The organism is Gordonia terrae (assembly GCF_001698225.1).
Classification (GTDB): domain Bacteria; phylum Actinomycetota; class Actinomycetes; order Mycobacteriales; family Mycobacteriaceae; genus Gordonia; species Gordonia terrae.
The window spans coordinates 4,170,423-4,192,401 of sequence record NZ_CP016594.1; the positions used below are offsets into that span (position 1 = coordinate 4,170,423).

Here is a 21,979-nt window from a genome sequence, read left to right on the forward strand (position 1 = left end):
GGCGTACGTCCCGGGTCGAGGCGACCCGGTCCCCGTGTGCTCGGCAATCGACGATGATCTTTCGGGATGCGGCGATCTTGGTGTGTCCGGCAGGACAACGTCTGAGACTCTAACAGTCACACCGAAACGCCCCGGTCGGGCGGCAGCGATGCTGCCGCCCGACCGCGGTGTGTGTCCGTCAGAGTTCGGTGACGCTGCCGCCGGCAGCGGCGATCTTTTCCTTGGCGGAAGCGGTGAACTTGTCGGCGGTGATGTCGACCTTGACCGACAGGTCGCCGTCGCCGAGAACCTTCACCAGCTTGTTCTTGCGAACGGCACCGGCCGCGACGAGTTCGTCGACGCCGATGGTGCCACCCTGCGGGAACAGGCGGGCGATGTCGCCGACGTTGACGACCTGGTACTCGATCCGGTTGCGGTTGGTGAAGCCCTTGAGCTTCGGCAGCCGCATGTGGATCGGCATCTGGCCACCCTCGAAGCCGGCGGGCACGTTCTTGCGTGCCTTGGTGCCCTTGGTGCCGCGACCGGCGGTCTTACCCTTGGACCCCTCACCGCGACCCACGCGGGTCTTGTCGGTCTTCGACCCCGGTGCGGGGCGAAGGTGATGGAGTTTGATGGTCATTGCTCTTAAACCTCTTCGACTGTCACGAGGTGGCGAACCGCGTTGATGAGGCCGCGGTTAATCGGCGTGTCCTCGCGGGTGACGGTCTGGCGGATGCCTCGGAGTCCGAGGGTCCGCAGGCTGTCACGCTGGTTCTTCTTGGTACCGATGGTGCCCTTGACCTGAGTGATCTTCAGTTCGGCCATGATCAGACCCCCTGTCCTGCACGGGCGCGCAGCATACCGGCCGGAGCGACGTCCTCGATCGGCAGACCACGACGGGCCGCGACCTCTTCGGGGCGCTGCAGCATCTTCAGAGCTGCGACGGTGGCGTGCACCACGTTGATGGCGTTGTCCGAGCCGAGGCTCTTGGCGAGGACGTCGTGGACGCCCGCGCACTCGAGCACGGCACGCACCGCGCCACCGGCGATGACACCGGTACCGGGGCTGGCCGGGCGCAGCATGACGACACCGGCGGCGGCCTCACCCTGAACCGGGTGGGTCACGGTGCCACCGATCAGCGGCACGCGGAAGAAGTTCTTGCGAGCTTCCTCAACGCCCTTCTGGATCGCAGCCGGGACTTCCTTGGCCTTGCCGTAGCCGACGCCGACCATGCCCTGGCCGTCGCCGACGACCACGAGAGCGGTGAACGAGAAACGACGTCCACCCTTGACCACCTTCGAGACGCGGTTGATGGTCACCACGCGCTCGAGCTGGTTGCGGTCCTGGTCGCGGCCGCCACGGTCGCGACGGTCGCCGCGGCCACCGCCGCCGCGACGGTCGTTGCCGCCGCCCTGGTTGTTCTGGTTGTTGTCGTTACCGGCGGGTCCGTTTCCGCCGTCACGCTGACGTCCGGGCATCAGAGGTTCCCTCCGGTCATGTGGGTGTAGCTGGTGAAGATGGTCATCAGAAGCTCAGGCCTCCCTCGCGGGCGGCATCGGCGAGCGCTGCGATCCGGCCGTGGTAGTCCTTGCCACCACGGTCGAACACGACGGCGTCGACACCGGCGGCCTTGGCGCGGGCGGCGATGAGCTCGCCGACCTTGCGGGCCTGCGCCGACTTGTCGCCGCCGGCCGCGCGCACGTCGGCCTCGATCGACGAGGCCGCGGCCAGCGTCTTGCCGGCCAGGTCGTCGATGAGCTGGACGTGGATGTGACGCGAGCTGCGCTTGACCGCGAGACGCGGACGAGCCGGGGTTCCGCTGACCTTCTTGCGGAGGCGGAAGTGTCGATTGGTGGTCGCCTTGCGACGACGCGTCGACACGTCCTTGCCGACGGGCTTGCGAACTGTCTTGGTAGCTGTCTCACTCATGGCTTACTTACCCGTCTTTCCGACCTTGCGACGGATCTGCTCACCCTCGTAGCGAATGCCCTTGCCCTTGTAGGGGTCCGGACGACGCAGGCGGCGGATGACCGCCGAGATCTCGCCGACTTGCTGCTTGTCGATACCCGAGACCGAGAACTTCGTCGGGGACTCCACGGCGAACGTGATGCCCGCCGGGGCCTCGATCGGCACGGGATGGCTGTAACCGAGCGCGAACTCGAGGTCGCTGCCCTTGGCCTGCACGCGGTAACCGACACCGAAGATCTCCATCTTCTTGGTGTAGCCCTGCGTGACGCCGACGACGAGGTTGTTCACGAGCGAACGGCTCAGGCCGTGCAGCGCGCGGCTGCGACGCTCGTCGTTGGGGCGGGTCACGACGATGGAGTTGTCCTCCTTGGCGACCGCGATGGGCTCGGAGATGGTGAGCGAGAGCTCACCCTTGGGGCCCTTCACGGTGACGTTCTGGCCGTCGATGGTGACGTCCACGCCCGCGGGGATCTCGATGGGGTTCTTTCCGATACGCGACATTGTTGTTACCTCCCCTACCAGACGTAGGCGAGGACTTCGCCGCCCACGCCCTGGTTGGCTGCCTGGCGATCGGTGAGCAGGCCGGACGACGTGGAGATGATGGCCACGCCGAGGCCGCCCAGAACCTTGGGCAGGTTGGTGGACTTTGCATAAACCCGGAGGCCGGGCTTGGAGACGCGGCGCAGTCCGGCGATGGAACGCTCACGACTCGGGCCGTACTTCAGGGAGACGACGAGGTTCTTTCCGACCTCCGCGTCTTCGGTGCGGTAGTCGGTGATGTAGCCCTCGCGCTTGAGGATCTCGGCGATGTTCACCTTGATCTTCGACGAGGGCAGTGTCACCTCGTCGTGGTACGCCGAGTTGGCGTTACGCAGACGCGTCAAGAAGTCTGCGATCGGGTCAGTCATGGTCATGGGTGACCGTCAACCTTTCTCGTAGCGGTTCCCATACAGCGCCGGGCGCGGAGAAATCCCCGTGACCTGCGGTGGGCCTTCCACGAAGTGGATAGTTGTTTCTGAAGGTTCTCGCCGCCGATGCCCTTGGCTTTTCGCCGGCACCGGAGACTATTCAGTTGTGTCCCGGACACCTGAGGTGCACAGGCAACCGGTCTAGTGTAGGGAATCCGCAGCGTAGACCCAAATCGGCGCCGGTCGGCGGTCTCGGACCTCGGGCACCATCGAGGGTATGGACCGCCGTCAGCTTCTCAGATCAGGGCTCCTCGCGACCGGACTCCTCGGGGTCGCGGGCACCACATCACTGGCCGGCTGTTCCGGCGCCGAGGATGCACCCGGCGGCTCGGACACATCCGCCCCGACGGGCGCGTCGGCGGACGCCACGACCGTGGAGACCATCGCGTCGGGACTGAACGTGCCGTGGGCGCTGGCGTTCCTGACCGGCGGTGACGCCCTCGTCACCCAGCGCGACGATGCGACCGTCGTGCGGGTGTCCCCCGATGGCGCGGTGCGGACGGTCGGCGAGTTCGGTGACGCGGCACCCCGCGGCGAGGGCGGGCTGCAGGGCATCGCGATGGCGCCGGGCGACGAGACCGCGGTGTTCGTCTACTACACGACGGCCACCGACAACCGGCTCGTGCGCCTGGACTTCGACGGCAACCGGCTCACCCGTCCGCGCCCGCTGATCACCGGACTCGATGCGGCGTACAACCATCACGGCGGCGCGCTGGCCTTCGGTCCGGACGGCAGTCTGTTCGTCGCGGTCGGCGATGCCGCCATGCCCGAGGTGGCCCAGGACGTCGACGCGTTGAACGGCAAGATCCTGTGTGTCGATCGGGACGGCCGCCCGTGGCCGGGCAACCCGTTCGGCAACGAGGTCCATTCCTATGGTCACCGCAACGTGGAGGGGCTGGCGTTCGACGGCGCGGGACGGCTGTGGGCGAGCGAGTTCGGACAGAACAGTCGCGACGAACTGAACCTGATCCGCCGCGGCGGCAACCATGGGTGGCCCGAGGTCGAGGGCGAGTCCGACGATCAGCGGTTCGTCGCGCCTGCCGCCACCTGGAGCACACAGGAGGCGTCGCCGGCCGGGCTCGCCATCGTCGGCAACCGCGCCTACATGGCGGCCCTTCGCGGGCGACGGCTGTGGGAGATACCGCTGAGCGGAGCGCCGGAGGACGCCGACGACGACTCGGTCGGCGAACCCGTGGATCGGTTCGTCGATGAATTCGGTCGTCTGCGACTGGTGGCCGCGGCGCCGGACGGCTCCCTGTGGTTCGGCACTAGCAACACCGACGGACGCGGCCGCGCGGGCGACGACGACGATCGCCTGTTCCGCATGCGAATCGGTTGACGCGGCACCGCGACTGCGTGACCAACGGCGAAACGCATTCGAGAGAACGTCTCATTTCGCATTGCGGTGAATTGCTCCGGTGGGAATGTCGGACCATTTCCGCAATGAATGTGTGCGCTATTAGTATGCGGCGCCCGCCCGGGTGATCGGGCGTGGACAACGAACCGGGCTCGATCCTCCGGAACGCCGTGCCGACGCCACGCAGCGATGCCATGGTGTACACGTGGATTCGACTCATCTGCCCGAACTCGTCGACCAGCTCCTCACCTCCGCACGCGAGGCGTCGAGCCGCCGATCGTCTCATACGTTGCACGGCAACTCTTCTCGCCATCTCCGCCAGACCGTCATCGCGCTCGTCGCCGGCGCGGCGCTGTCCGATCACGAGAGTCCCACCGAGGCCACGCTGCAGGTCTTGCGCGGCAGAGTCGTCCTGACCTCGGCGGATGGCGACCCCGACATCCGCTGGGAGGGCGCCGAAGGCGATCTGGTGACGATACCGTCGACACGACATGGCCTGATGGCACAAGAGGACTCGGCAATCCTGCTGACCGTGGCGACCCGCTGATCCGAGGCGACCGCAGTCGTGTTCTCCACATGATCGGTGAATGTATTCTGCGGAAACAATCCAGCCGCTTTTGACCGAATCCGCAATTCGCGCGGAAAGATCGACGGACCCTTTGTAGGGTGACGCACATGACCCGGTCAGAAGATGTACAGGGTTCTGCAGCCACCGCACTGTTGGACATCGGCAGATTCTTCACCCGATGGGACGAGACCGACGATCGTCGCGTCGTCTTCCGGGACGGCGGTCGGGCGGGTGACGTCTTCTACCGCGATCGGTGGAGCCACGACAAGATCGTGCGGTCCACGCACGGGGTCAACTGCACCGGTTCCTGCTCGTGGAAGGTCTACGTCAAGGACGGGATCATCACCTGGGAGACCCAGGAGACCGACTACCCGTCGGTCGGCCCGGATCGGCCCGAATACGAACCCCGCGGATGTCCCCGTGGCGCGGCCTTCTCCTGGTACACCTACTCCCCCACCCGGGTACGGCATCCTTATGCGCGCGGGGTGCTGGTCGAGATGTACCGCGAGGCGAAGAAGCGTCTGCACGATCCGGTCCTGGCCTGGGCCGACGTCGTCGGGGATCCCCTGCGCCGACGCTCCTACCAGCGGGCCCGAGGCAAGGGTGGGCTCGTCCGCGTCTCCTGGGACGAAGCCATCGAGATGGCCGCGGCCGCGCACGTACACACGATCAAGACCTACGGCCCCGATCGTTGTGCAGGCTTCTCGCCCATCCCGGCGATGTCGATGGTCAGCCACTGTGTCGGGACCCGGTTCATCCAGCTCATCGGCGGCGTGATGACGTCGTTCTACGACTGGTACGCCGATCTCCCGGTGGCCAGTCCACAGGTCTTCGGCGACCAGACCGACGTCCCCGAGTCCGGGGACTGGTGGGATGCGACCTACCTGATGATGTGGGGTTCCAACGTCCCGGTGACCCGGACCCCGGATGCGCACTGGATGGCCGAGGTGCGCTACCGCGGCACCAAGGTGGTCTCGGTCAGCCCGGACTACGCCGACAACACCAAGTTCGCCGACGAATGGCTACCCGCGCAGGCCGGCACCGACGGGGCTCTCGCGATGGCGATGGGCCACGTCATCCTCACCGAGTTCTTCGTCCAGCGCTCGACCGGGTTCTTCGACGACTACGTGCGCCGGTACACCGACCTCCCGTTCCTCATCCATCTGGAGGAGCAGGGTGACGATCGACCGGGGCAGTTCGTCGCCGGCAAGTTCGTCACCGCCGACGAGCTGACCGGCCCGGAACAGGCCGCGTCCGAAGACGTCTGGAAGACGGTGTTCTGGGATGAGGGACGCGACGAGCCGGTGGTGCCGAACGGTTCGATGGGGTTCCGGTATGCCGAGTCCGGCAGGGGTCGGTGGAATCTCGATCTCGACGGCGCGCACCCCGCGCTGACGCTGATGGGCGATGCGGCCGAGTCCGTCGAAGTCGCCTTCCCCGTCTTCGACGCCCCGGACGGCAGCGGTGCGGTGGTCCGGCGAGGTGTGCCCGCGCGGCGTATCGGCGGACGGCTCGTCACGACGGTATTCGACCTCATGCTCGCGCAGTACGGCGTCGCGCGGGACGGGCTCCCCGGCGAGTGGCCCACCGGCTACGACGACGTATCGGCGCCGTACACACCGGCCTGGCAAGCCGAGATCACCGGCGTCCCGGCGGCTGCGGCGATCCGGGTCGCGCGGGAGTTCGCCGCGAATGCCGAGGAGTCGCAAGGCCGCTCGATGATCATCATGGGCGCCGGGATCTGCCAGTGGTTCCACGGCGACGCGACCTACCGGGCGATCCTGTCCCTGCTGATCCTCACCGGCTGCATGGGTCGCAACGGCGGCGGCTGGGCGCACTACGTGGGGCAGGAGAAGTGTCGTCCGATCACCGGCTGGATCTCGCTGGCCAACGCCCTCGACTGGACGCGGCCGCCGCGGACCATGACCGGGACGTCGTACTGGTACATGCACACCGGGCAGTGGCGCAACGACGGCTACTCGACGTCGTCACTCGCCTCTCCGCTCTCGCGCGGCACGATGGACCACGAGCACACGGCCGACGCGATCGCCCAATCCGCGCGGCTCGGCTGGATGCCCTTCTATCCCCAGTTCTCGGCCAACCCGCTCGATGTCGCCGACGAGGCAACCGCGGCCGTGGACCGCGGCGAGGCGACCGACGCGGCCGCCTACGTCGCCGAACGGCTGCAGAACGGCGACCTGACACCCGCGATCACCGATGTCGATGCCCCGGAGAACTGGCCGCGCACCCTGGTGCTGTGGCGGTCGAACCTGCTCGGCTCGTCGGCGAAGGGCAACGAGTACTTCCTCCGCACTCTGCTCGGTACCCACCACAACGTGCTGGGCACCGAGAACCCCGACACCCCACGGCCGAACGAGATCCGTTGGCACGATGACATCCCCGAAGGCAAGCTCGACCTGCTGCTGTCCGCGGACTTCCGGATGACGTCGACCACGCTGCTGTCCGACATCGTGCTGCCCGCCGCGACCTGGTACGAGAAGCACGACCTGTCCTCGACGGACATGCATCCGTTCGTCCATGCGTTCACCCCGGCGATCGACCCGCCGTGGGAGGCCAAGTCCGACTTCGATCTGTTCCACCGTCTCGCACGCAAGCTGTCCGACCTGGCCCGGACGCACCTGGGGACACGTCATGACCTCGTGAGCGTGCCGCTGCAGCACGACACCCCCGGCGAGGTGGCGCAACCACACGGCCGGGTTCTGGACTGGCAGCGGGACGGCGTTGCCGGGCAACCAGGCCGGAACATGCCCAACTTCAGTGTCGTGGAACGGGATTACACCGCGATCGCGGACAAGCTGGCGTCCATCGGCCCGCTCGCGGACACGCTCGGCTTCACCGTCAAGAACGTGACCTACCCGCTCGAGGAGCAGACCCGCAAGCTCGCCGAATCCAACGGCGTGATGCTCGGCGGCGCCGGCGACGGACGACCGGCGATCGACACCGACGAGAAACTCGCCGAGGCGATCCTGACGTTGTCGGGGACCACGAACGGTGAACTCGCAGTGGCCGGCTTCGAACAGCTCCAGCAACGCGTCGGGTTCCGCCTCGACGATCTGGCCCGCGGGTCGGAGGAGAAGCGGATCCGCTTCGCCGACACCCAGAAGGCACCCGTGCCGGTCATCACGTCGCCGGAGTGGTCCGGATCGGAGACCGGGGGTCGCCGGTACGCGCCCTTCACCGTGAACATCGAGCGACTCAAGCCGTTTCACACCCTCACCGGGCGGATGCACTTTTACCTCGATCACGACTGGATGATCGACATGGGCGAGTCGTTCCCGATCTACCGTCCGCCACTGGACATGCACCGTCTGTTCGGCGAGCCGAAGCTCGGCGCCGACGGGTCGCGGGAGATCACGGTCCGATACCTGACCCCGCACTCGAAGTGGTCGATCCACTCCGAGTACCAGGACAACCTGTTCATGTTGTCGCTGTCGCGCGGCGGTCCGATCGCCTGGCTGAGCCCCCAGGACGCCGCCTCGATCGACGTCGCCGACAACGACTGGATCGAATGCGTGAACGCCAACGGCGTCTTCGTCTGTCGCGCGATCGTCAGTCACCGCATGCCGGCCGGGGTCTGCTACGTCCACCACGCCCAGGAACGCACGATCGACGTCCCGAAGTCGGAGGCGACGGGTCGCCGTGGCGGCATCCACAACTCGCCGACCCGGCTGCTGGTGAAGCCGACTCATCTGATCGGCGGATATGCCCAGTTGTCCTACGCCTTCAACTATCTCGGACCGACCGGCAACCAACGCGACATGGTGTCGACCATCCGCAAACGCAGCCAGGAGGTGACGTACTGATGCGGGTCATGGCCCAGGTCGGGATGGTGATGAATCTCGACAAGTGCATCGGGTGCCACACCTGCTCGGTGACCTGTAAGCAGGCCTGGACCAACCGGTCCGGCACCGAGTACGTGTGGTTCAACAATGTGGAAACCCGCCCCGGACAGGGATATCCGCGTCGTTACGACGACCAGGACACCTGGCAGGGCGGATGGGTCCTCAACCGCAACGGCAGGCTGCGGTTGCGTGCAGGCGGCCGGATCCGAAAGCTGTTGACCCTGTTCGCGAGTCCGGTCCAACCGACCATCGAGGACTACTACGAACCCTGGACCTACGACTACCAGACCCTGATCGACGCCCCGCTCGGCGACGACTTCCCCGTCGCCCGTCCGAAATCGCTGCTGACCGGCAAGGACACCAAGGTCACCTGGTCGGCGAACTGGGACGACAATCTCGGCGGCGCACCCGAACTCGCGAAGCGCGATCCCATCGTGGAGAAGCTGCGTCGTGAGTCCGAGGATGCGGTGAAGTTCGGGTTCGAGCAGACGTTCATGTTCTATCTGCCGCGCATCTGCGAACACTGCCTGAACCCGTCCTGCATGGCGTCCTGCCCCTCCGGCGCGATCTACAAGCGCAGCGAGGACGGCATCGTGCTCGTCGACCAGGATCGCTGTCGCGGCTGGCGGCAGTGCATCACGGGCTGTCCGTACAAGAAGATCTACTTCAACCACAAGTCCGGCAAGGCCGAGAAGTGCACGCTCTGCTACCCGCGCATCGAGGTCGGGCAACCCACCGTCTGTTCCGAGACGTGCGTCGGACGACTTCGCTACCTGGGCATCTTCCTCTACGACGCCGATGCCGTGACGGCGGCCGCGTCGACCCCGGACGAACGCGACCTCTACGAGGCCCAGCTCGACCTGATGCTCGACCCCGACGATCCCGACGTGATCGCCGCCGCCCGTCGGGACGGCATCCCGGACGACTGGCTCGAGGCCGCCCGCCGATCCCCGGTGTACGCGCTGGCCAAGAAGTACCGTGTCGCACTCCCCCTGCATCCGGAGTACCGCACCATGCCGATGGTCTGGTACGTCCCGCCGCTGTCGCCGATCGTCGACCTGCTCGCCGAGCAGGGTCACGACGCCGAGGGCGCGGGCACCCTCTTCGGCGCCATCGAGGCACTCCGCATCCCCGTGGAGTACCTGGCCGAATTGTTCACCGCCGGTGACACCGCCGTCGTCGACACGGTGCTGCGCCGCCTGGCCGCCATGCGCTCGTACATGCGCGATGTCACGTTGGGCCGCGAGCCCGACGCCGACATCCCGGCCGCGGTGGGGATGACGGAGGAAGAAATCTACGAGATGTACCGCCTCATGGCCATCGCGAAGTACGACGATCGCTACGTGATCCCGACGGCGCATCTCGAGCAGGCCGAGAAGCTCGACGAGATGGGCTGTTCGCTGGATTACGACGAGGGACCGGGCATGTTCGACTCCTCACCGTTCGGCGAGGCCAGCGGACGCCCGGCGCCGGTGTCGGTGGAGACCTTCCACGCGCTCAAACAGCGGCAGAACACCGACACCGCGGCCGGTGAGCACACGATGTCGGGCCGGACCAACCTGCTCAACTGGGACGGGAACGGAGCCCCGCCCGGCCTTTTCCCCGAACGCATCTCGAGCGCGTCGACCACGCCGGGCGAGGAAACGCGATGAGGGGCCTGCGGGTCTTCGACCGGCGACCGCGGACGAGTGCCGAGCCCAACGTGGTCCGGCTGATCGCGTCGTGGTGCCTCAGCTACCCCGACGACGAGGTGCTCGGCCGCGTCGAACTGATGCGGGCCGCCCTGGACGAGCAGGAGGATCCAGACACGGGAGACCTGCTGCGGCACACCATCGATCACCTCGCAGACGGCGATCCGACGACGCTGCGCCGCGACTACATCGAGATCTTCGATCTCTCCAAGCGGCACACGCTCTACCTGTCGTACTGGTCCGACGGCGACACCCGTCGGCGGGGCACCTCGCTGGGCGAGTTCAAGCAGGCCTACCGCGACAGCGGGTTCCTCGTCGACCTGCACGGCGAGCTGCCGGACCATCTGCCCATCGTGCTCGAGTTCAGCGCGCGCGCCGATCCGGTCCGCGGCGTCGAACTACTCGAGAAGCACCGGGCGGCACTGGAGTTGATCCGGTTCGCGCTCCTCGACGCGGAGTCGCCGTACGCCGGCGCGGTGCAGGCCGTCTGTGCGACCCTGCCCACCCCGTCCCCGCCCGATCGCGCCGCGGCGCTGGCCATGTGCGGCCCCGCGCAGACCGAGACAGTGGGCCTGGAACCCTTCGATCCCCGACTGCTGCCGATCAACCCGACCCGAGCGTGAGGTGACGCATGGACATCTTCCTGTGGGGCGTGGTGCCCTACGCGACGCTCGGACTGCTCATCGGTGGAACCATCTGGCGGTATCGCTACGACAAATTCGGGTGGACGACGCGGTCGTCGGAGCTCTACGAGTCGCGATTGCTGCGGATCGCCTCACCCCTGTTCCACTACGGCGTGCTCGTGGTGATCATCGGCCACGCGATCGGACTGTTGATCCCCGAGTCGTGGACCGAGGCCATCGGCGTCTCGGAGACCCTGTATCACTGGGGCGCGGGCGGTTTCGGACTGCTCGCCGCGGTCGCGACGCTCGTCGGGGTCGGCATGCTGGTGTACCGGCGACGCACGGTGGGGCCGGTGTTCATGGCGACCACGCGCAACGACAAGGCGATGTACCTCGTGCTGGTCACCGCGCTGCTGGTCGGCACCTACATCACCCTGATCGGGACCCTCGATCCCCATGCCGAGGGGGTCAACTACCGCGAGACGGTATCGCCGTGGTTCCGGTCGCTGTTCGTCCTGCAGCCCGACGTCGCAGCGATGGCGGAGGCGCCCTTGCGTTTCCACGTGCACATCCTGATCGGGATGCTGCTCTTCGCGATGGTGCCGTTCACCCGGTTGGTGCACATCTTCACCGCGCCCGTGCACTACCTGTTCCGCCCCTACATCGTGTACCGGAGTCGCGACCGTCGCGTCGCGCCCGGCAATCAGCCGTACCGCCCCGGATGGGCGCCCGTCGGAGTGAAGGATCGTGATCGATGACCACCGAGACCACCGCCACGCCGCCCTCCGTCGCCGCCGGGCAGACCAGGAACCTGGTCCTGGCGACCGTGGCCTTCGCGATCAGCTTCTGGGCCTGGAACCTCATCGGCCCGCTGGGGGTCGTCTACACCGACCAGCTCGACCTGAGCGCCACCCAGAAGTCGATCCTCGTCGCCATCCCGATCCTGGTGGGCTCGCTGGGCCGGATACTCACCGGCGCACTCACCGACCGGTTCGGCGGACGCCTGATGTTCACCGTGCTGCTCGTCGTCACGATCCCCTTCGTCCTGCTGGTCGCCGCCGCCGGACACTTCGCCAGTTATGCCCTGCTCCTCGTGGCGGGGTTCTTCCTCGGCATCGGCGGGACGACCTTCGCGGTCGGCATCCCGTTCGTGAACGCCTGGTACGACAAGTCACGGCGCGGGTTCGCGACCGGCGTCTTCGGTGCGGGCATGGGCGGAACGGCGTTGTCGGCCTTCTTCACTCCGCGTTTCGTGTCGTGGTTCGGGTACGTCGCGACGCACATCATCATCGCCGTCGCGCTCGCGGTGGTCGCCGTGATCTGCTGGTTGTTCATGCGTGACTCACCCAGGTGGGCCGCGTCCCACGACTCGGTGGTCCCCAAACTGATCGGTGCGGCCAAACTGCCGATCACCTGGCAGCTCGGATTCCTCTACGCAGCCGCATTCGGCGGCTTCGTCGCGTTCAGCACCTATCTGCCGACGTACCTGAAAGATGTGTACGACTTCGACCTGCAGGCAGCGGGTACTCGGACAGCCGGGTTCGCGATCGCCGCGGTCATCGCTCGCCCGGTCGGCGGCATCCTGTCCGACCGCTTCGGACCACGCATCATCACGGTGATCTCGTGCGGCGGCGCCGCGGTACTCGCCGTCTGGATGATCACCAAACCACCCGTCGAGATACCGGCGGGCATCGACTTCGTGCTCATGGCCGTCTGCATGGGGCTCGGTTCGGGCTCGGTCTTCAGCTGGGTCGCCCAGGCCGCTCCCGCCGAACGAGTCGGGTCGGTCACGGGAATCGTGGGCGCACTCGGTGGACTCGGCGGGTTCTTCCCCCCGATGCTCATGGGCGCGACGTACGACGCGGCCACTCACAGCTACACCATCGGACTCGCACTGCTGGTCGTCTTCGCCACGTGCGCCGCACTGTTCACCGTGTTCGGCATCCGGCAGCGCGCCGACACCTGACCGGAGTTCGTCGGAGACCATGGCGCTCGACCCGTAGAAGCCAATGCGTTGCAGGTCGGACGCCAGACCTCACGCGCGCTCGGCCTGCGCGCGCTGAGCCTGCGGGTCGATGGTCATCGGGGCGGGCAGCGTCTCGGTTCGGGTCGTTCGGCCGTGGAGCACAGTGGCGAACAGCAGGACTGCGAGGCCCAGGATGGTCACGCCCGCACCCGCCCAGATCGGTGATGTGTAGCCGAGACCGGCAGCGATGGTGATTCCGCCGATCCAGGCACCGAGGGCGTTGCCGATGTTGAACGCGGCGATGTTCGCACCTGATGCCAGAGTGGGCGCGGTGGCAGCGTGATTCATGATGCGGGTCTGCAGCGCCGGCACTGTCGCAAAGCCGAATGCGCCCATCAGCAGCAGCGACACGACGCTCATGATCTGGCTCGACGCGGTTGCCGCGAAGACGATGAGCACGACCGTCAGGATGGCCAATGTCGCTGTGAGCGAGGTCGTCAACGCACGATCCGCAAGCTTGCCGCCGACATGGTTCCCGATGAACAGGCCCACCCCGAACATCACGAGAAGCCAAGGGACAGTGGATGACGCAAACCCGGATACGTCGGTGAGGGTGTAGGCGATGTAGGTGAATGCGCCGAACATCCCGCCGTAACCCAGGATCGTGATGGCGATGGAGAGCCATACCTGGGTGGATCGGAATGCGCCGAGTTCGGCGCGGAGGCTGGTCGGCGCCGCGTGGCCCTCGGTGGTGTCGGGCACCAGCGTGAGGATTCCCACCAGCGCGACGATGCCGATGGCGGTGATGGCCCAAAAAGTGGAACGCCATCCCAGTTGCTGTCCCAGGAATGTCCCGAAGGGCACACCGAGCACGTTGGCGACGGTCAGTCCGGCGAACATCATGGCGACGGCACCCGCGCGTTTGGCCGGGCCGACCATGCTCGATGCGACGACCGCACCGATTCCGAAGAACGCACCGTGGCACAGGGCCGCCAGGATTCTGCCGGCCAGCATCGCATCGTAGGTGGGCGCGACGGCGGAGAGAAGGTTGCCGCCGATGAACAAGATCATCAGCGCCATCAGCACTCGTTTCCGATCGAACCGGATGACGGCCGCGGTCAGCGCGACGCCGCCGACTGCCACGGCAAGGGCGTAGCCCGAGATGAGGTAGCCGGCAACCGCTTCCGTGACGCCGAACTCCGCGGCGACCTCCGGGAGAAGGCCCATGATCACGAACTCGGTGAGTCCGATCCCGAATCCACCGACCGCGAGCGCGAGAAGTCCGATGGGCATGCTCGCCCCTTCCAGTTTGTTGTGAACACCGATAGCAAGCGTGTGCATTAGTTGCATACGCGCCATAGATAGTTGCACGCGCCGTCTATCGGTGCAAGCTGCTAATCTGGACGAGCGCTCGACGACGGGTGCGGGCGACACAGAGGACACCATGGGGATTGCAGACGACGCAGTGGAGATCCGCTCGCAGGGCTGGCGGACCCTGGCCGCGCTCTACGGCACGTTGGACACCGAACTCGAGCGCGCGCTGCAGCGTGAACATGCGCTGTCGGTGGTGGAGTACACCGTCCTCGACGCCCTCAGTCGACAGGACGGGTGGCACATGCGGATGGCGCAGCTGGCTCGCGCCGCCGCCCTCAGCTCGAGTGCCACCACCCGGTTGGTCAACCGCCTCGAAGATCGAAACCTGTTGCGACGCATCATCTGCGCCGACGACCGGCGCGGAATCTACACCGAGTTGACAGACAGCGGACGCGAACTGTTGCGGGCCGCCCGGCCGGTGCACGACTCCACCCTGCGCACCGCACTGGACGACGCCCGCCGAATCCCGGAGCTGGCACCGTTGGTGGAGGCCCTGCATCGACTACCCGCAGCGCCGGCGCCCAGCAGAGCAGGCTGAGCCCTGGCGCCGGGGCCCGGGTCGGCGCCGCCCGGGAATTGTCGGGACCCCGTGGTGTCATGATCGCACCCGTCGAACAAAGGAGCGATCCATGTCAGACCACGCTGCCGCGATCCGAGGTCTGCCCAGGTGGCATCCCAACCCCGTCATCCGATCGACCATCGAGACCATTCGGCGCTGCGGTTGGCAGGTGACCTCGGTCGGCGAACCGGAGCCCGAGTTCGACGCACGGACCCTCTCCGACCGACTCCAGCCCGAGTGCGGTTACTCCTATACCGCCGGTCTGTCCCTGCATTCGATACCCGAGCTCTCGATCTACGGCGTCGATCCGCTCACCGCGACCCACGTCCTGAACGAACTCGGCAGCTTGCTCCACCGCGAGGACTGGCGCGATCTCGTCGCCGCGCAGACCGACATCCCCCTGCAGACGGTCGCCGTGACCGTACGCCTCATCGAACAACTCGACCACGACGAGCTGCTCCTGGCGAACCTGCTGTTCCCGGATCATCCGAAATTGCAGGTGATCTGGCCCGACGACCACGGTCACCTCCCCTGGGAAGACGGTTACACCCTGCTGCCCATGCATCAGCCGGTGAAGGGGATGCCGCAACTCCTCGATCCCCCGCTCGGGGAACCGCGCCTTCTCACAACCGAATACGGGCCCGAGCGGACCCGCCCGCGGAAAGGCCGGCGCATCTCGGGTCACTGACCTGCGGTACAGAGCGGTCCGGCGTGGTCCGGGGCAAGGTGTGTCCGTGTTGCCCCGGACAAACGGACCGTCGAGGTGCCACCATGGGTACTCGGGGGCTGGAACGGACCACGGGGGCAGGTGGAAAGGCAGGTCGGCGTGGCGCACCTCCCCGTCGTGGTCGCTGTCCTCCTCGCCCTGGTTCTCGCGGCCGCCTTCGTCGCCGTCGTCTACCGGCGTCCGCAGCGCGGTCTGCTGATCCTGGCGGCCCTCACACCGCTCGACGGCCTTCTCGATATCGCTCCGGTGCCCGGCGTCGCCTCGGCGTGGAAAGAAGGCGTTCTCGCACTCACGCTGATCTGCGCGGCCAATCGTCGCCTCCGCCCCGTGGACCGCACGGGTCCGCCGCTGCACATGCCGTGGTGGCCGGCCGCGGCGGTGTTGGTCGCGTTCGGGCTGGTGTCGGCACTCTACGTCTACGGCCCCATCGGGCTGTACGGCGTCAAGGTGACCTTCTTCTACCTGTTCGTCGTCCTCGCGCTCTGGCTGACACCGTTCGACGCACTCGACCGCGACCGCCTGGTCTCGATCATCATGGCGCTCGGTGTCCTCACCACCGTCGTGGGGATCGGGCAGCAGATCCTGGGCCCGGCCCGACTGGTCGAACTCGGTTACACCTTCGGCGAGCAGGTCCGGACGAGCGGTCCGCTGTTCCGCACATTCAGCACGTTCAACCAGCCCTTCGGGTTCGGGCTCTTCGTGATGCTCGCGCTGCTGGTCGGCGGGGCGGTCGCGCTGTCCGACACCGGACGCCGACGCAATCAGTTGTTCCTCGTCTGCTGGCCGGTCATGGCCGTCACCATGGCCACGTCGGTGGTGCGGGCGGCGATCCTCGGCCTCGTCGTCGGCGTGATCTGGCTTGCCGCTCTTCGCTTCCGTCGCCTCATCGCCCCACTCATCGCGCTCGGCGTCGTCGCCGTCGTCGCGTTGCCGTTTCTGCCCTCGAGCATCACCAAGGTGTTCTTCAACTCGAGCAGCCTGAGTCAGCGCGGCTCCGGGTGGGGTGAGATCTTCGCGAGCATCTGGGTACACCCGCTGGGGACCGGGCTCGCGTCGAGCGGATCGGCCGCCGACGCGCTGTCGGCAGCCCGGGGCGACACGACGACGACGATCACCGCGGGCGCCGGCGGTACCGTGCAGCAATTGTCCAAGAACTATCAGCCGGACAACTACTACGTGAAGCTGCTCCTCGAACTCGGACCGATCGGATTGTGGTTGTTCCTCGCGCTGATCGTGACCGCAGTGATCTGGTGCGTGCAGTACTCGCGCCGAATGCCCGACCCGGATGGAGCCTTCGTCCTGGGTGTGAGTGCGTCGATGGTCGCGGCGATGGTGGCCTGCCTGGTGGCCACCTACTTCGAGATCTTCCCGCTCGACTTCTTCTTCTGGTTACTGTTGGGAGCTGCTGGATGCGCGACGGCACAACACGAATCACGTACGGTGCGCTTGCACTTCGTCCCGGAGGCAGCGGAGTCCAGACCTACATCCGCGAACTCCTGAGGGCGCTGCCGGCACACCTGACCGGCACCCCGCTGTCGGCAGTGGTCCAGACCGACGCGGTCGACGAACTGCCGCCGACGATCAGCCCGGTCGGACGCCCGGTCGCCGACGGTGTCCGGCGCGCGGTGTTCGGCGTCCTGCCCATCCGTTCGGCGGATGTCTTCCACGGCCTTGACGTCGATCTCCCGATCGCCGGGCCGACCACGACGGTCGCGACGGTCCATGACCTGTCCGTGCTCGACATGCCGTCCGCATCGAGCAGGTTCCGCGCCGCAGGCGAATCCGTACTCGTCCGCACGTCGCTTCGACGCGCCGACGTGCTGATCGCCGTGTCCGAGTTCACCGCCGAACGGATCCGCGAGACGTGCGGCCGTGACGCATATGTCACCGAACTCGCGCCCGCGGAGTGGGCCCGTCCACCGTCGGACGCCGACATCGAGCGGGTCCGGGCGAAATACGATCTGCCCGAACGCTTCGTGATGCAGATCGGTACCGTCGAACCCCGCAAGAACGTGGAACTGGTGGCCGCGGTCGCGCGACGTCTCGACATCCCGTGTGTGCTCGGTGGCGCCGGCTCGACGGGACCCGATGCGCCGTCGTCGGCGGTGGGTCTCGGGTACGTCGACGTCGAGGACCTGCCGCCGCTCTACGCCGCGGCGACCGTGACCGCCTACGCCTCCTTCTACGAGGGTTACGGCCTGCCGCCCGTCGAGGCGATGGCCTGTGGGGGCGCCGTCGTCGCGAGCGCGGTGGGCGCGCTCCCCCAGGTGGTCGGGAACGGCGCCACCCTCGTCGGAGGCCATGACGAGGACGATTGGGTCCGCGCCCTCGAACCGCTCGTGCGCGACGATGCCGCACGCAGCGAGCTCGTCGCCGCCGGTACCGCCGTCGCGTCGGCGCTGAGCTGGGACACCACCGCCCGGCGCACGGTCAAGGCCTACCGCGCATCCGGTGTCGACATACCCGCCAGGGAGCGCCGTGAGCCCTGACGTCACCGGCCCGCTGCCGTCCGACGTACTGGTCGAACAGCAGGCCGAAGCCGAGCTGGAGGCCCGGGCCGGCGGGCCGAAAACGACCGGCGCCGGGAGCGCAGCGAGCGGGCCGAAAACGACCGACGAACCCGGCCCGCACCCCGCCTCGGACGCGCGGGCCGCCACGCGGGCGACGATCGCGATGCTGGTGAGTCGTCTGGTGATCGCGGCTCTGGGCTGGGCCGGAAGCGTTCTCATCGCGCGGACCCTGTCCCCGGAGGACTGGGGTACCTATTCTTTCGTGTTCGCCCTCCTCGGGCTGACCGCGATCTTCACCGACCTCGGGGTGGGCCGCGCCGTGATGGCCCGGCTCATCTCCGGCGATCCCGACGACGTGGCCAAGACGTCCTCGGCGTTCATCGCGCTGCGGCTGGTACTCGGCCTCCTCGGCTACCTGATCGCCGTCGCCTACGTGATCGTGCTGCAGTATCCCGGCGACGTCGTCCGCGCGACCGCCGTCGCGGGTCTCGTCGTCGTGTTCGCCACGCCCGCACAGGCTCTCACGGTCATCTTCCAGAGTCGGCACCGCCTGCTGCTCACCGCCATCGCCGAGAGCCTGGGACAGGTACTGCAGCTGGCCCTGACGATCGCCGCCGTGCTGGTCGCGCCGGCGCTCCTGGTGTTCGTGCTCGCCCCGGTCGCGAACGAGATCTTGTCGCTGGTCATCAAGGTCGTCGGGATCATGCGCCGGTCGTCGGGGTTGCGCCCGTCGCGGATCGTCGAGTGGTCGCGCTGGCGACCGATGCTCTCCGATGCCCTTCCGCTCGCACTCGGCCTGGCCCTGACTATCGCGCTGCAGAAGGTCGACGTCCTGCTGTTGAGCCTGCTCGACTCACTCGACGCGGTCGGGATCTACAGCATCGGCTACAAGTTCTCCGACATCATGGACACCCTCATCCTCGCCGCGATCGGCCCCATCAGCACCCTGCTGGTCGCCGCCTGGCCGAGCCAGGCGGCGGTCCTGCGTCAGCGGTGCCGGAGCGCGGCCGCCGTCTTCGCCGCGAGTGGCGCCGTGGCCGTGGCCGCCTTCTGGCCGAGCGCCGGACCCATCATCGGACTTCTGTACGGGGATCGATTCGTCGTCGGCGCCGACGCCGCCCGACTGCTCGTCCTGGGCGCCGCGATCACCGCCTTCATCGTGCTCGGCATCTTCCTGCTCGCATCGACCGGTCACGCGAAGCGGTACCCGTGGATCGCGATCGGCGGTCTGGCGCTCAACGTCGGACTCAACGTGATCCTCATCCCGCGGTACTCCTATGACGGGGCCGCGATCTCCACCGTCGTCACGTTCGCCGTCGCGGCGGTGGCGCTGTGGGTGGTGATCGGCCGGACCCTGCCGATCACCGGACTCCTCCCACTCGGCACGCTCATCACACTGGTCTCGCTGACCGCCGGCGCGTGCGCGCTCGGGGTCTTGGTCGCGCATTCCGTGCCCTGGCCGGTCGTCTCGGCCGGGGCGGCGCTGATCGTCGCCGCTCCCGCTGTTCTGCTGATCCGGGCGGTGACCGCGCCTCCCGGCCGACACACGAAGGTGGCCCGATGAGCCGTCCCGCGTCCGAGCACACGATCGTCTTCGTCGCCCACACCGGTCAGGTCTCCGGCGCCGAGAAGGTGATGCTCGATCTCATCGACGTCGCGGTCGGCCGAGGCCACCGGGTACGAGTCGTCAGTCCCGACGGCCCGCTTCCCGGGCGACTCCCGGCCGGGGTGGATCACGTGGCCATTCCCCCACTCGGCCTCAGCGGCGAGCGCGGTGTGGCGCGTCTGGCGGGCGCAGGCCGACTGGTCGTCGACTGGATCCGGGCCGGACGCATCCTGCGCCGGGTGTCGCGGACGACCGGCGCCTCGACGATCGTCAACTCGTTGTTCGCGCTCCCCGCGGCACGCATCGCCCGTCCCACGGGCCGCGTCTCGTGGCTCGTCCACGACACCCTGTCGTCGGGCCGGCAGCGCGCGGTCCTGCGCGTCAGCGCACCCGTGATCCGGCGCGCGGTGTCGGTGTCGGAGGCGACAGCGGTCCCCCTCGCCGAACTCGGTCTGCCGGTCGTGGTCGCCCACAACGGTGTGACCTGGCCGGTCGACGCCCTGCCGGCCGATCTGCACGACCCGCCGGTGGTCGGGATGCTGGCCCTGCTGACCCCGTGGAAGGGGCATGCCGTGGCGCTCGACGCTGTCGCCGCACTGCCGGACGTCGACCTCGAGTTCGCCGGCGGATCGTTTCCCGGGGACGCCGATCATGTTGCCGCGCTGCGGGATCGGGCCGGGGAACCCGACCTCGCCGGACGCGTCCGATTCCTCGGTCACACCGACCTACGGGCCGCGCTCCAACGGTGGGATGTCGTGCTCTCGGCGAGCGTGACACCGGAGGCCGGGCCGCTGTCGGTCCTGGAGGCGATGGCCTACGGAAAACCCGTCATCGGCACCGATCACGGCGGCACCACCGAGTTCCTGCGTGACGGTGCCGGGGTCCTCGTCCCACCGTCGGATCCCGCCGCGCTGGCCGCCGCGATCAACCGCGTCCTCGCGGACGCCGACCTGCGCCGTTCGCTGACCGCGGAGGCTCGTCGTCGAATCGCCGACGGTCACGACAAGTCGGCGACCTTACCGCGTATGCTCGACGAGTTGTTGTCCGGCCGAGGAGAAGTCCGCGGCCGGGCCCTGTGACGCCCGAGGCGCGTCTCGTCAGATAGGCACCATCCATGACACCGTCCCTGCACGGTCGGGCCACCCGGTCGGCACTCGCGTACGTGTGCATCCTCATCGCAACCCTCGCCGCCATCGTGTGGGTGCGCAGCGATGCCCATTCGGCACCGGCCGCGTGTTCACTCGCAGGAGGGGATCGCCAGGTCGCCGCCTCCCCGGGCGCCTCCTTGCTCGGCGCGTCGGATGCGGACCTCAATCGAGAGCTGTCGGTCGCCAAGGATCTCGGCATGTGGGCGGTGCGCCTCGACGTGGACTGGTCGGTCGTCGAACCGCGGCGCGGACAACGCAACTGGGCCCCGATCGACCGGGTCGTCAACGCCGTCGTCGCGCACGGCATGTGCCCGCTGGGCCTGGTGACCTACACCCCGTTGTGGGCGGCGCGCGCGTCCGACTTCCCCCGCAACAGCCACTACCGTCCCGCCGACCCCGCCGTCTTCGCCTCCTTCGCCGCGGCCGCGGCGCAGCGGTACGCCGACTCGATAGCCGTCTGGGAGATCTGGAACGAGCCGAACCTGGCGAGCTACTGGCTCCCGCGCGCGAACGCCGGGGAGTACGGCCGTCTGCTCACCGCGTCGTACGCCGCCATCAAGAGCGCGGTCCCGGGCGCCGCGGTGATTTCCGGCGGCCTCGCGCCCGGCACCGACAACGGCCGCGACATCGCGCCGCTGACGTTCGTGCGCGCGCTGTATCAGGGCGGGTACAACCGGTCCCTGGACGCGCTGAGCGTACATCCGTACACGTACCCGGCGCTGCCCAACGACCCGGCTGCCGCGTCGTGGAGCACCGCGGCGCGGATGTGGGACATGCGCGATGTGATGGTCGCGGCGGGTGACGGCGGCAAGAAGATCTGGATGACCGAGTTCGGCGCGCCGACCGGTACCGGCACCAACGCCGTCACCGAAGAGGTTCAGGCGCAGAGCATTGCGATCGCCATCGGCGCCCAGACCGACGCGCCCTGGCTCGGTCCGCTGTTCGTGTATTCGCTTCGGGACGCCGGCACCGATCCGAACAACCTCGAACACAACTTCGGGGTGGTCCGTCGCAACTGGTCCCCGAAGCAGGCGTACACGATGCTCGCGGGCCGGTGACGCGCGAGATCGTC

The 21,979-nt window shown here is 67.7% G+C and carries 21 protein-coding genes; 14 read left to right on the plus strand and 7 right to left on the minus strand.

What is annotated here, in order from left to right:
* Positions 1-178 precede the first annotated feature (178 nt).
* From rplO to rpsH, 6 genes are read right to left on the minus strand one after another with little or no spacing between them, the layout of a single operon-like run.
* Positions 179-619, minus strand: coding sequence for a 50S ribosomal protein L15 (rplO, locus tag BCM27_RS18760; RefSeq protein WP_004023566.1), 441 nt, complete (start codon positions 617-619; stop codon positions 179-181).
* Positions 620-624: 5 nt separating this feature from the next.
* Complete coding sequence (rpmD, locus tag BCM27_RS18765) at positions 625-804, minus strand: 50S ribosomal protein L30 (RefSeq protein WP_004023567.1); 180 nt, start codon at positions 802-804, stop codon at positions 625-627.
* Positions 805-806: 2 nt separating this feature from the next.
* Positions 807-1,457, minus strand: a complete 651-nt coding sequence (gene rpsE, locus BCM27_RS18770; RefSeq protein ID WP_004023568.1) for a 30S ribosomal protein S5 — start codon at positions 1,455-1,457, stop codon at positions 807-809.
* 46 nt (positions 1,458-1,503) lie between these two features.
* Complete coding sequence (rplR, locus tag BCM27_RS18775; RefSeq protein WP_004023569.1) at positions 1,504-1,908, minus strand: 50S ribosomal protein L18; 405 nt, start codon at positions 1,906-1,908, stop codon at positions 1,504-1,506.
* A 3-nt stretch (positions 1,909-1,911) separates the two neighbouring features.
* On the minus strand, positions 1,912-2,448 hold the full coding sequence (rplF, locus tag BCM27_RS18780) for a 50S ribosomal protein L6 (protein ID WP_004023570.1): 537 nt from the start codon (positions 2,446-2,448) through the stop codon (positions 1,912-1,914).
* A 14-nt stretch (positions 2,449-2,462) separates the two neighbouring features.
* Positions 2,463-2,861 (minus strand): 30S ribosomal protein S8, encoded by a 399-nt coding sequence (gene rpsH, locus BCM27_RS18785; protein ID WP_004023571.1) that lies wholly within the window; start codon positions 2,859-2,861, stop codon positions 2,463-2,465.
* A gap of 271 nt (positions 2,862-3,132) precedes the next feature.
* Between rpsH and BCM27_RS18790 the strand changes: the two genes are divergently transcribed.
* The 7 genes from BCM27_RS18790 to BCM27_RS18820 all read left to right on the plus strand — a co-directional run bounded on the left by BCM27_RS18790 (position 3,133) and on the right by BCM27_RS18820 (position 12,983).
* The gene (locus BCM27_RS18790) at positions 3,133-4,254 is read left to right on the plus strand and encodes a PQQ-dependent sugar dehydrogenase (protein WP_004023572.1); all 1,122 of its coding nucleotides are present in this window, start codon (positions 3,133-3,135) and stop codon (positions 4,252-4,254) included.
* A gap of 223 nt (positions 4,255-4,477) precedes the next feature.
* On the plus strand, positions 4,478-4,819 hold the full coding sequence (locus BCM27_RS18795; RefSeq protein ID WP_004023573.1) for a cupin domain-containing protein: 342 nt from the start codon (positions 4,478-4,480) through the stop codon (positions 4,817-4,819).
* Positions 4,820-4,947: 128 nt separating this feature from the next.
* Entirely contained in the window at positions 4,948-8,664 is a 3,717-nt protein-coding gene (locus BCM27_RS18800) for a nitrate reductase subunit alpha (protein WP_033205125.1), read from the plus strand.
* Complete coding sequence (narH, locus tag BCM27_RS18805; RefSeq protein WP_004023575.1) at positions 8,664-10,355, plus strand: nitrate reductase subunit beta; 1,692 nt, start codon at positions 8,664-8,666, stop codon at positions 10,353-10,355. The genes BCM27_RS18800 and narH overlap by 1 nt, the downstream gene beginning before the upstream one ends.
* Positions 10,352-11,017, plus strand: coding sequence for a nitrate reductase molybdenum cofactor assembly chaperone (narJ, locus tag BCM27_RS18810; RefSeq protein ID WP_004023576.1), 666 nt, complete (start codon positions 10,352-10,354; stop codon positions 11,015-11,017). Before narH ends, narJ begins: the two co-directional genes overlap by 4 nt.
* A gap of 8 nt (positions 11,018-11,025) precedes the next feature.
* Positions 11,026-11,775, plus strand: coding sequence for a respiratory nitrate reductase subunit gamma (gene narI, locus BCM27_RS18815; RefSeq protein WP_004023577.1), 750 nt, complete (start codon positions 11,026-11,028; stop codon positions 11,773-11,775).
* The gene (locus tag BCM27_RS18820) at positions 11,772-12,983 is read left to right on the plus strand and encodes a nitrate/nitrite transporter (protein ID WP_004023578.1); all 1,212 of its coding nucleotides are present in this window, start codon (positions 11,772-11,774) and stop codon (positions 12,981-12,983) included. The genes narI and BCM27_RS18820 overlap by 4 nt, the downstream gene beginning before the upstream one ends.
* Before the next feature lie 69 nt (positions 12,984-13,052).
* Here the strand turns inward: BCM27_RS18820 and BCM27_RS18825 are convergent, their stop codons facing one another.
* Positions 13,053-14,276: an MFS transporter gene (locus BCM27_RS18825; RefSeq protein ID WP_004023579.1), complete on the minus strand. Its 1,224-nt coding sequence runs from the start codon at positions 14,274-14,276 to the stop codon at positions 13,053-13,055.
* Positions 14,277-14,427: 151 nt separating this feature from the next.
* Between BCM27_RS18825 and BCM27_RS18830 the strand changes: the two genes are divergently transcribed.
* The 7 genes from BCM27_RS18830 to BCM27_RS18860 all read left to right on the plus strand — a co-directional run bounded on the left by BCM27_RS18830 (position 14,428) and on the right by BCM27_RS18860 (position 21,965).
* On the plus strand, positions 14,428-14,895 hold the full coding sequence (locus BCM27_RS18830; protein WP_004023580.1) for a MarR family winged helix-turn-helix transcriptional regulator: 468 nt from the start codon (positions 14,428-14,430) through the stop codon (positions 14,893-14,895).
* Positions 14,896-14,986: 91 nt separating this feature from the next.
* Complete coding sequence (locus BCM27_RS18835) at positions 14,987-15,604, plus strand: DUF4262 domain-containing protein (RefSeq protein WP_004023581.1); 618 nt, start codon at positions 14,987-14,989, stop codon at positions 15,602-15,604.
* Positions 15,605-15,742: 138 nt separating this feature from the next.
* Positions 15,743-17,143, plus strand: a complete 1,401-nt coding sequence (locus BCM27_RS18840; RefSeq protein ID WP_033205121.1) for an O-antigen ligase family protein — start codon at positions 15,743-15,745, stop codon at positions 17,141-17,143.
* A 32-nt stretch (positions 17,144-17,175) separates the two neighbouring features.
* A complete protein-coding gene (locus BCM27_RS18845) occupies positions 17,176-18,132 on the plus strand; it encodes a glycosyltransferase family 4 protein (protein WP_081487058.1) in 957 nt (318 codons plus the stop codon).
* Positions 18,122-19,717, plus strand: a complete 1,596-nt coding sequence (locus BCM27_RS18850) for an oligosaccharide flippase family protein (RefSeq protein ID WP_004023584.1) — start codon at positions 18,122-18,124, stop codon at positions 19,715-19,717. The genes BCM27_RS18845 and BCM27_RS18850 overlap by 11 nt, the downstream gene beginning before the upstream one ends.
* On the plus strand, positions 19,714-20,838 hold the full coding sequence (locus tag BCM27_RS18855) for a glycosyltransferase family 4 protein (RefSeq protein ID WP_004023585.1): 1,125 nt from the start codon (positions 19,714-19,716) through the stop codon (positions 20,836-20,838). Before BCM27_RS18850 ends, BCM27_RS18855 begins: the two co-directional genes overlap by 4 nt.
* Before the next feature lie 35 nt (positions 20,839-20,873).
* On the plus strand, positions 20,874-21,965 hold the full coding sequence (locus tag BCM27_RS18860; protein WP_004023586.1) for a cellulase family glycosylhydrolase: 1,092 nt from the start codon (positions 20,874-20,876) through the stop codon (positions 21,963-21,965).
* Positions 21,966-21,979: the final 14 nt, after the last annotated feature.

Excerpts from the sequence above, each read along its gene's own strand:
- rplO (WP_004023566.1), bottom strand. The coding sequence starts at position 619 with ATGACCATCAAACTCCATCACCTTCGCCCCGCACCGGGGTCGAAGACC.
- BCM27_RS18835 (WP_004023581.1), top strand. The coding sequence starts at position 14,987 with ATGTCAGACCACGCTGCCGCGATCCGAGGTCTGCCCAGGTGGCATCCC.
- BCM27_RS18790 (WP_004023572.1), top strand. The coding sequence starts at position 3,133 with ATGGACCGCCGTCAGCTTCTCAGATCAGGGCTCCTCGCGACCGGACTC.
- rpsH (WP_004023571.1), bottom strand. The coding sequence starts at position 2,861 with ATGACCATGACTGACCCGATCGCAGACTTCTTGACGCGTCTGCGTAAC.
- rpsE (WP_004023568.1), bottom strand. The coding sequence starts at position 1,457 with ATGCCCGGACGTCAGCGTGACGGCGGAAACGGACCCGCCGGTAACGAC.
- BCM27_RS18830 (WP_004023580.1), top strand. The coding sequence starts at position 14,428 with ATGGGGATTGCAGACGACGCAGTGGAGATCCGCTCGCAGGGCTGGCGG.
- BCM27_RS18820 (WP_004023578.1), top strand. The coding sequence starts at position 11,772 with ATGACCACCGAGACCACCGCCACGCCGCCCTCCGTCGCCGCCGGGCAG.
- BCM27_RS18855 (WP_004023585.1), top strand. The coding sequence starts at position 19,714 with ATGAGCCGTCCCGCGTCCGAGCACACGATCGTCTTCGTCGCCCACACC.
- BCM27_RS18825 (WP_004023579.1), bottom strand. The coding sequence starts at position 14,276 with ATGCCCATCGGACTTCTCGCGCTCGCGGTCGGTGGATTCGGGATCGGA.
- BCM27_RS18860 (WP_004023586.1), top strand. The coding sequence starts at position 20,874 with ATGACACCGTCCCTGCACGGTCGGGCCACCCGGTCGGCACTCGCGTAC.
- rplF (WP_004023570.1), bottom strand. The coding sequence starts at position 2,448 with ATGTCGCGTATCGGAAAGAACCCCATCGAGATCCCCGCGGGCGTGGAC.
- BCM27_RS18800 (WP_033205125.1), top strand. The coding sequence starts at position 4,948 with ATGACCCGGTCAGAAGATGTACAGGGTTCTGCAGCCACCGCACTGTTG.
- narH (WP_004023575.1), top strand. The coding sequence starts at position 8,664 with ATGCGGGTCATGGCCCAGGTCGGGATGGTGATGAATCTCGACAAGTGC.
- rplR (WP_004023569.1), bottom strand. The coding sequence starts at position 1,908 with ATGAGTGAGACAGCTACCAAGACAGTTCGCAAGCCCGTCGGCAAGGAC.
- narJ (WP_004023576.1), top strand. The coding sequence starts at position 10,352 with ATGAGGGGCCTGCGGGTCTTCGACCGGCGACCGCGGACGAGTGCCGAG.
- narI (WP_004023577.1), top strand. The coding sequence starts at position 11,026 with ATGGACATCTTCCTGTGGGGCGTGGTGCCCTACGCGACGCTCGGACTG.
- rpmD (WP_004023567.1), bottom strand. The coding sequence starts at position 804 with ATGGCCGAACTGAAGATCACTCAGGTCAAGGGCACCATCGGTACCAAG.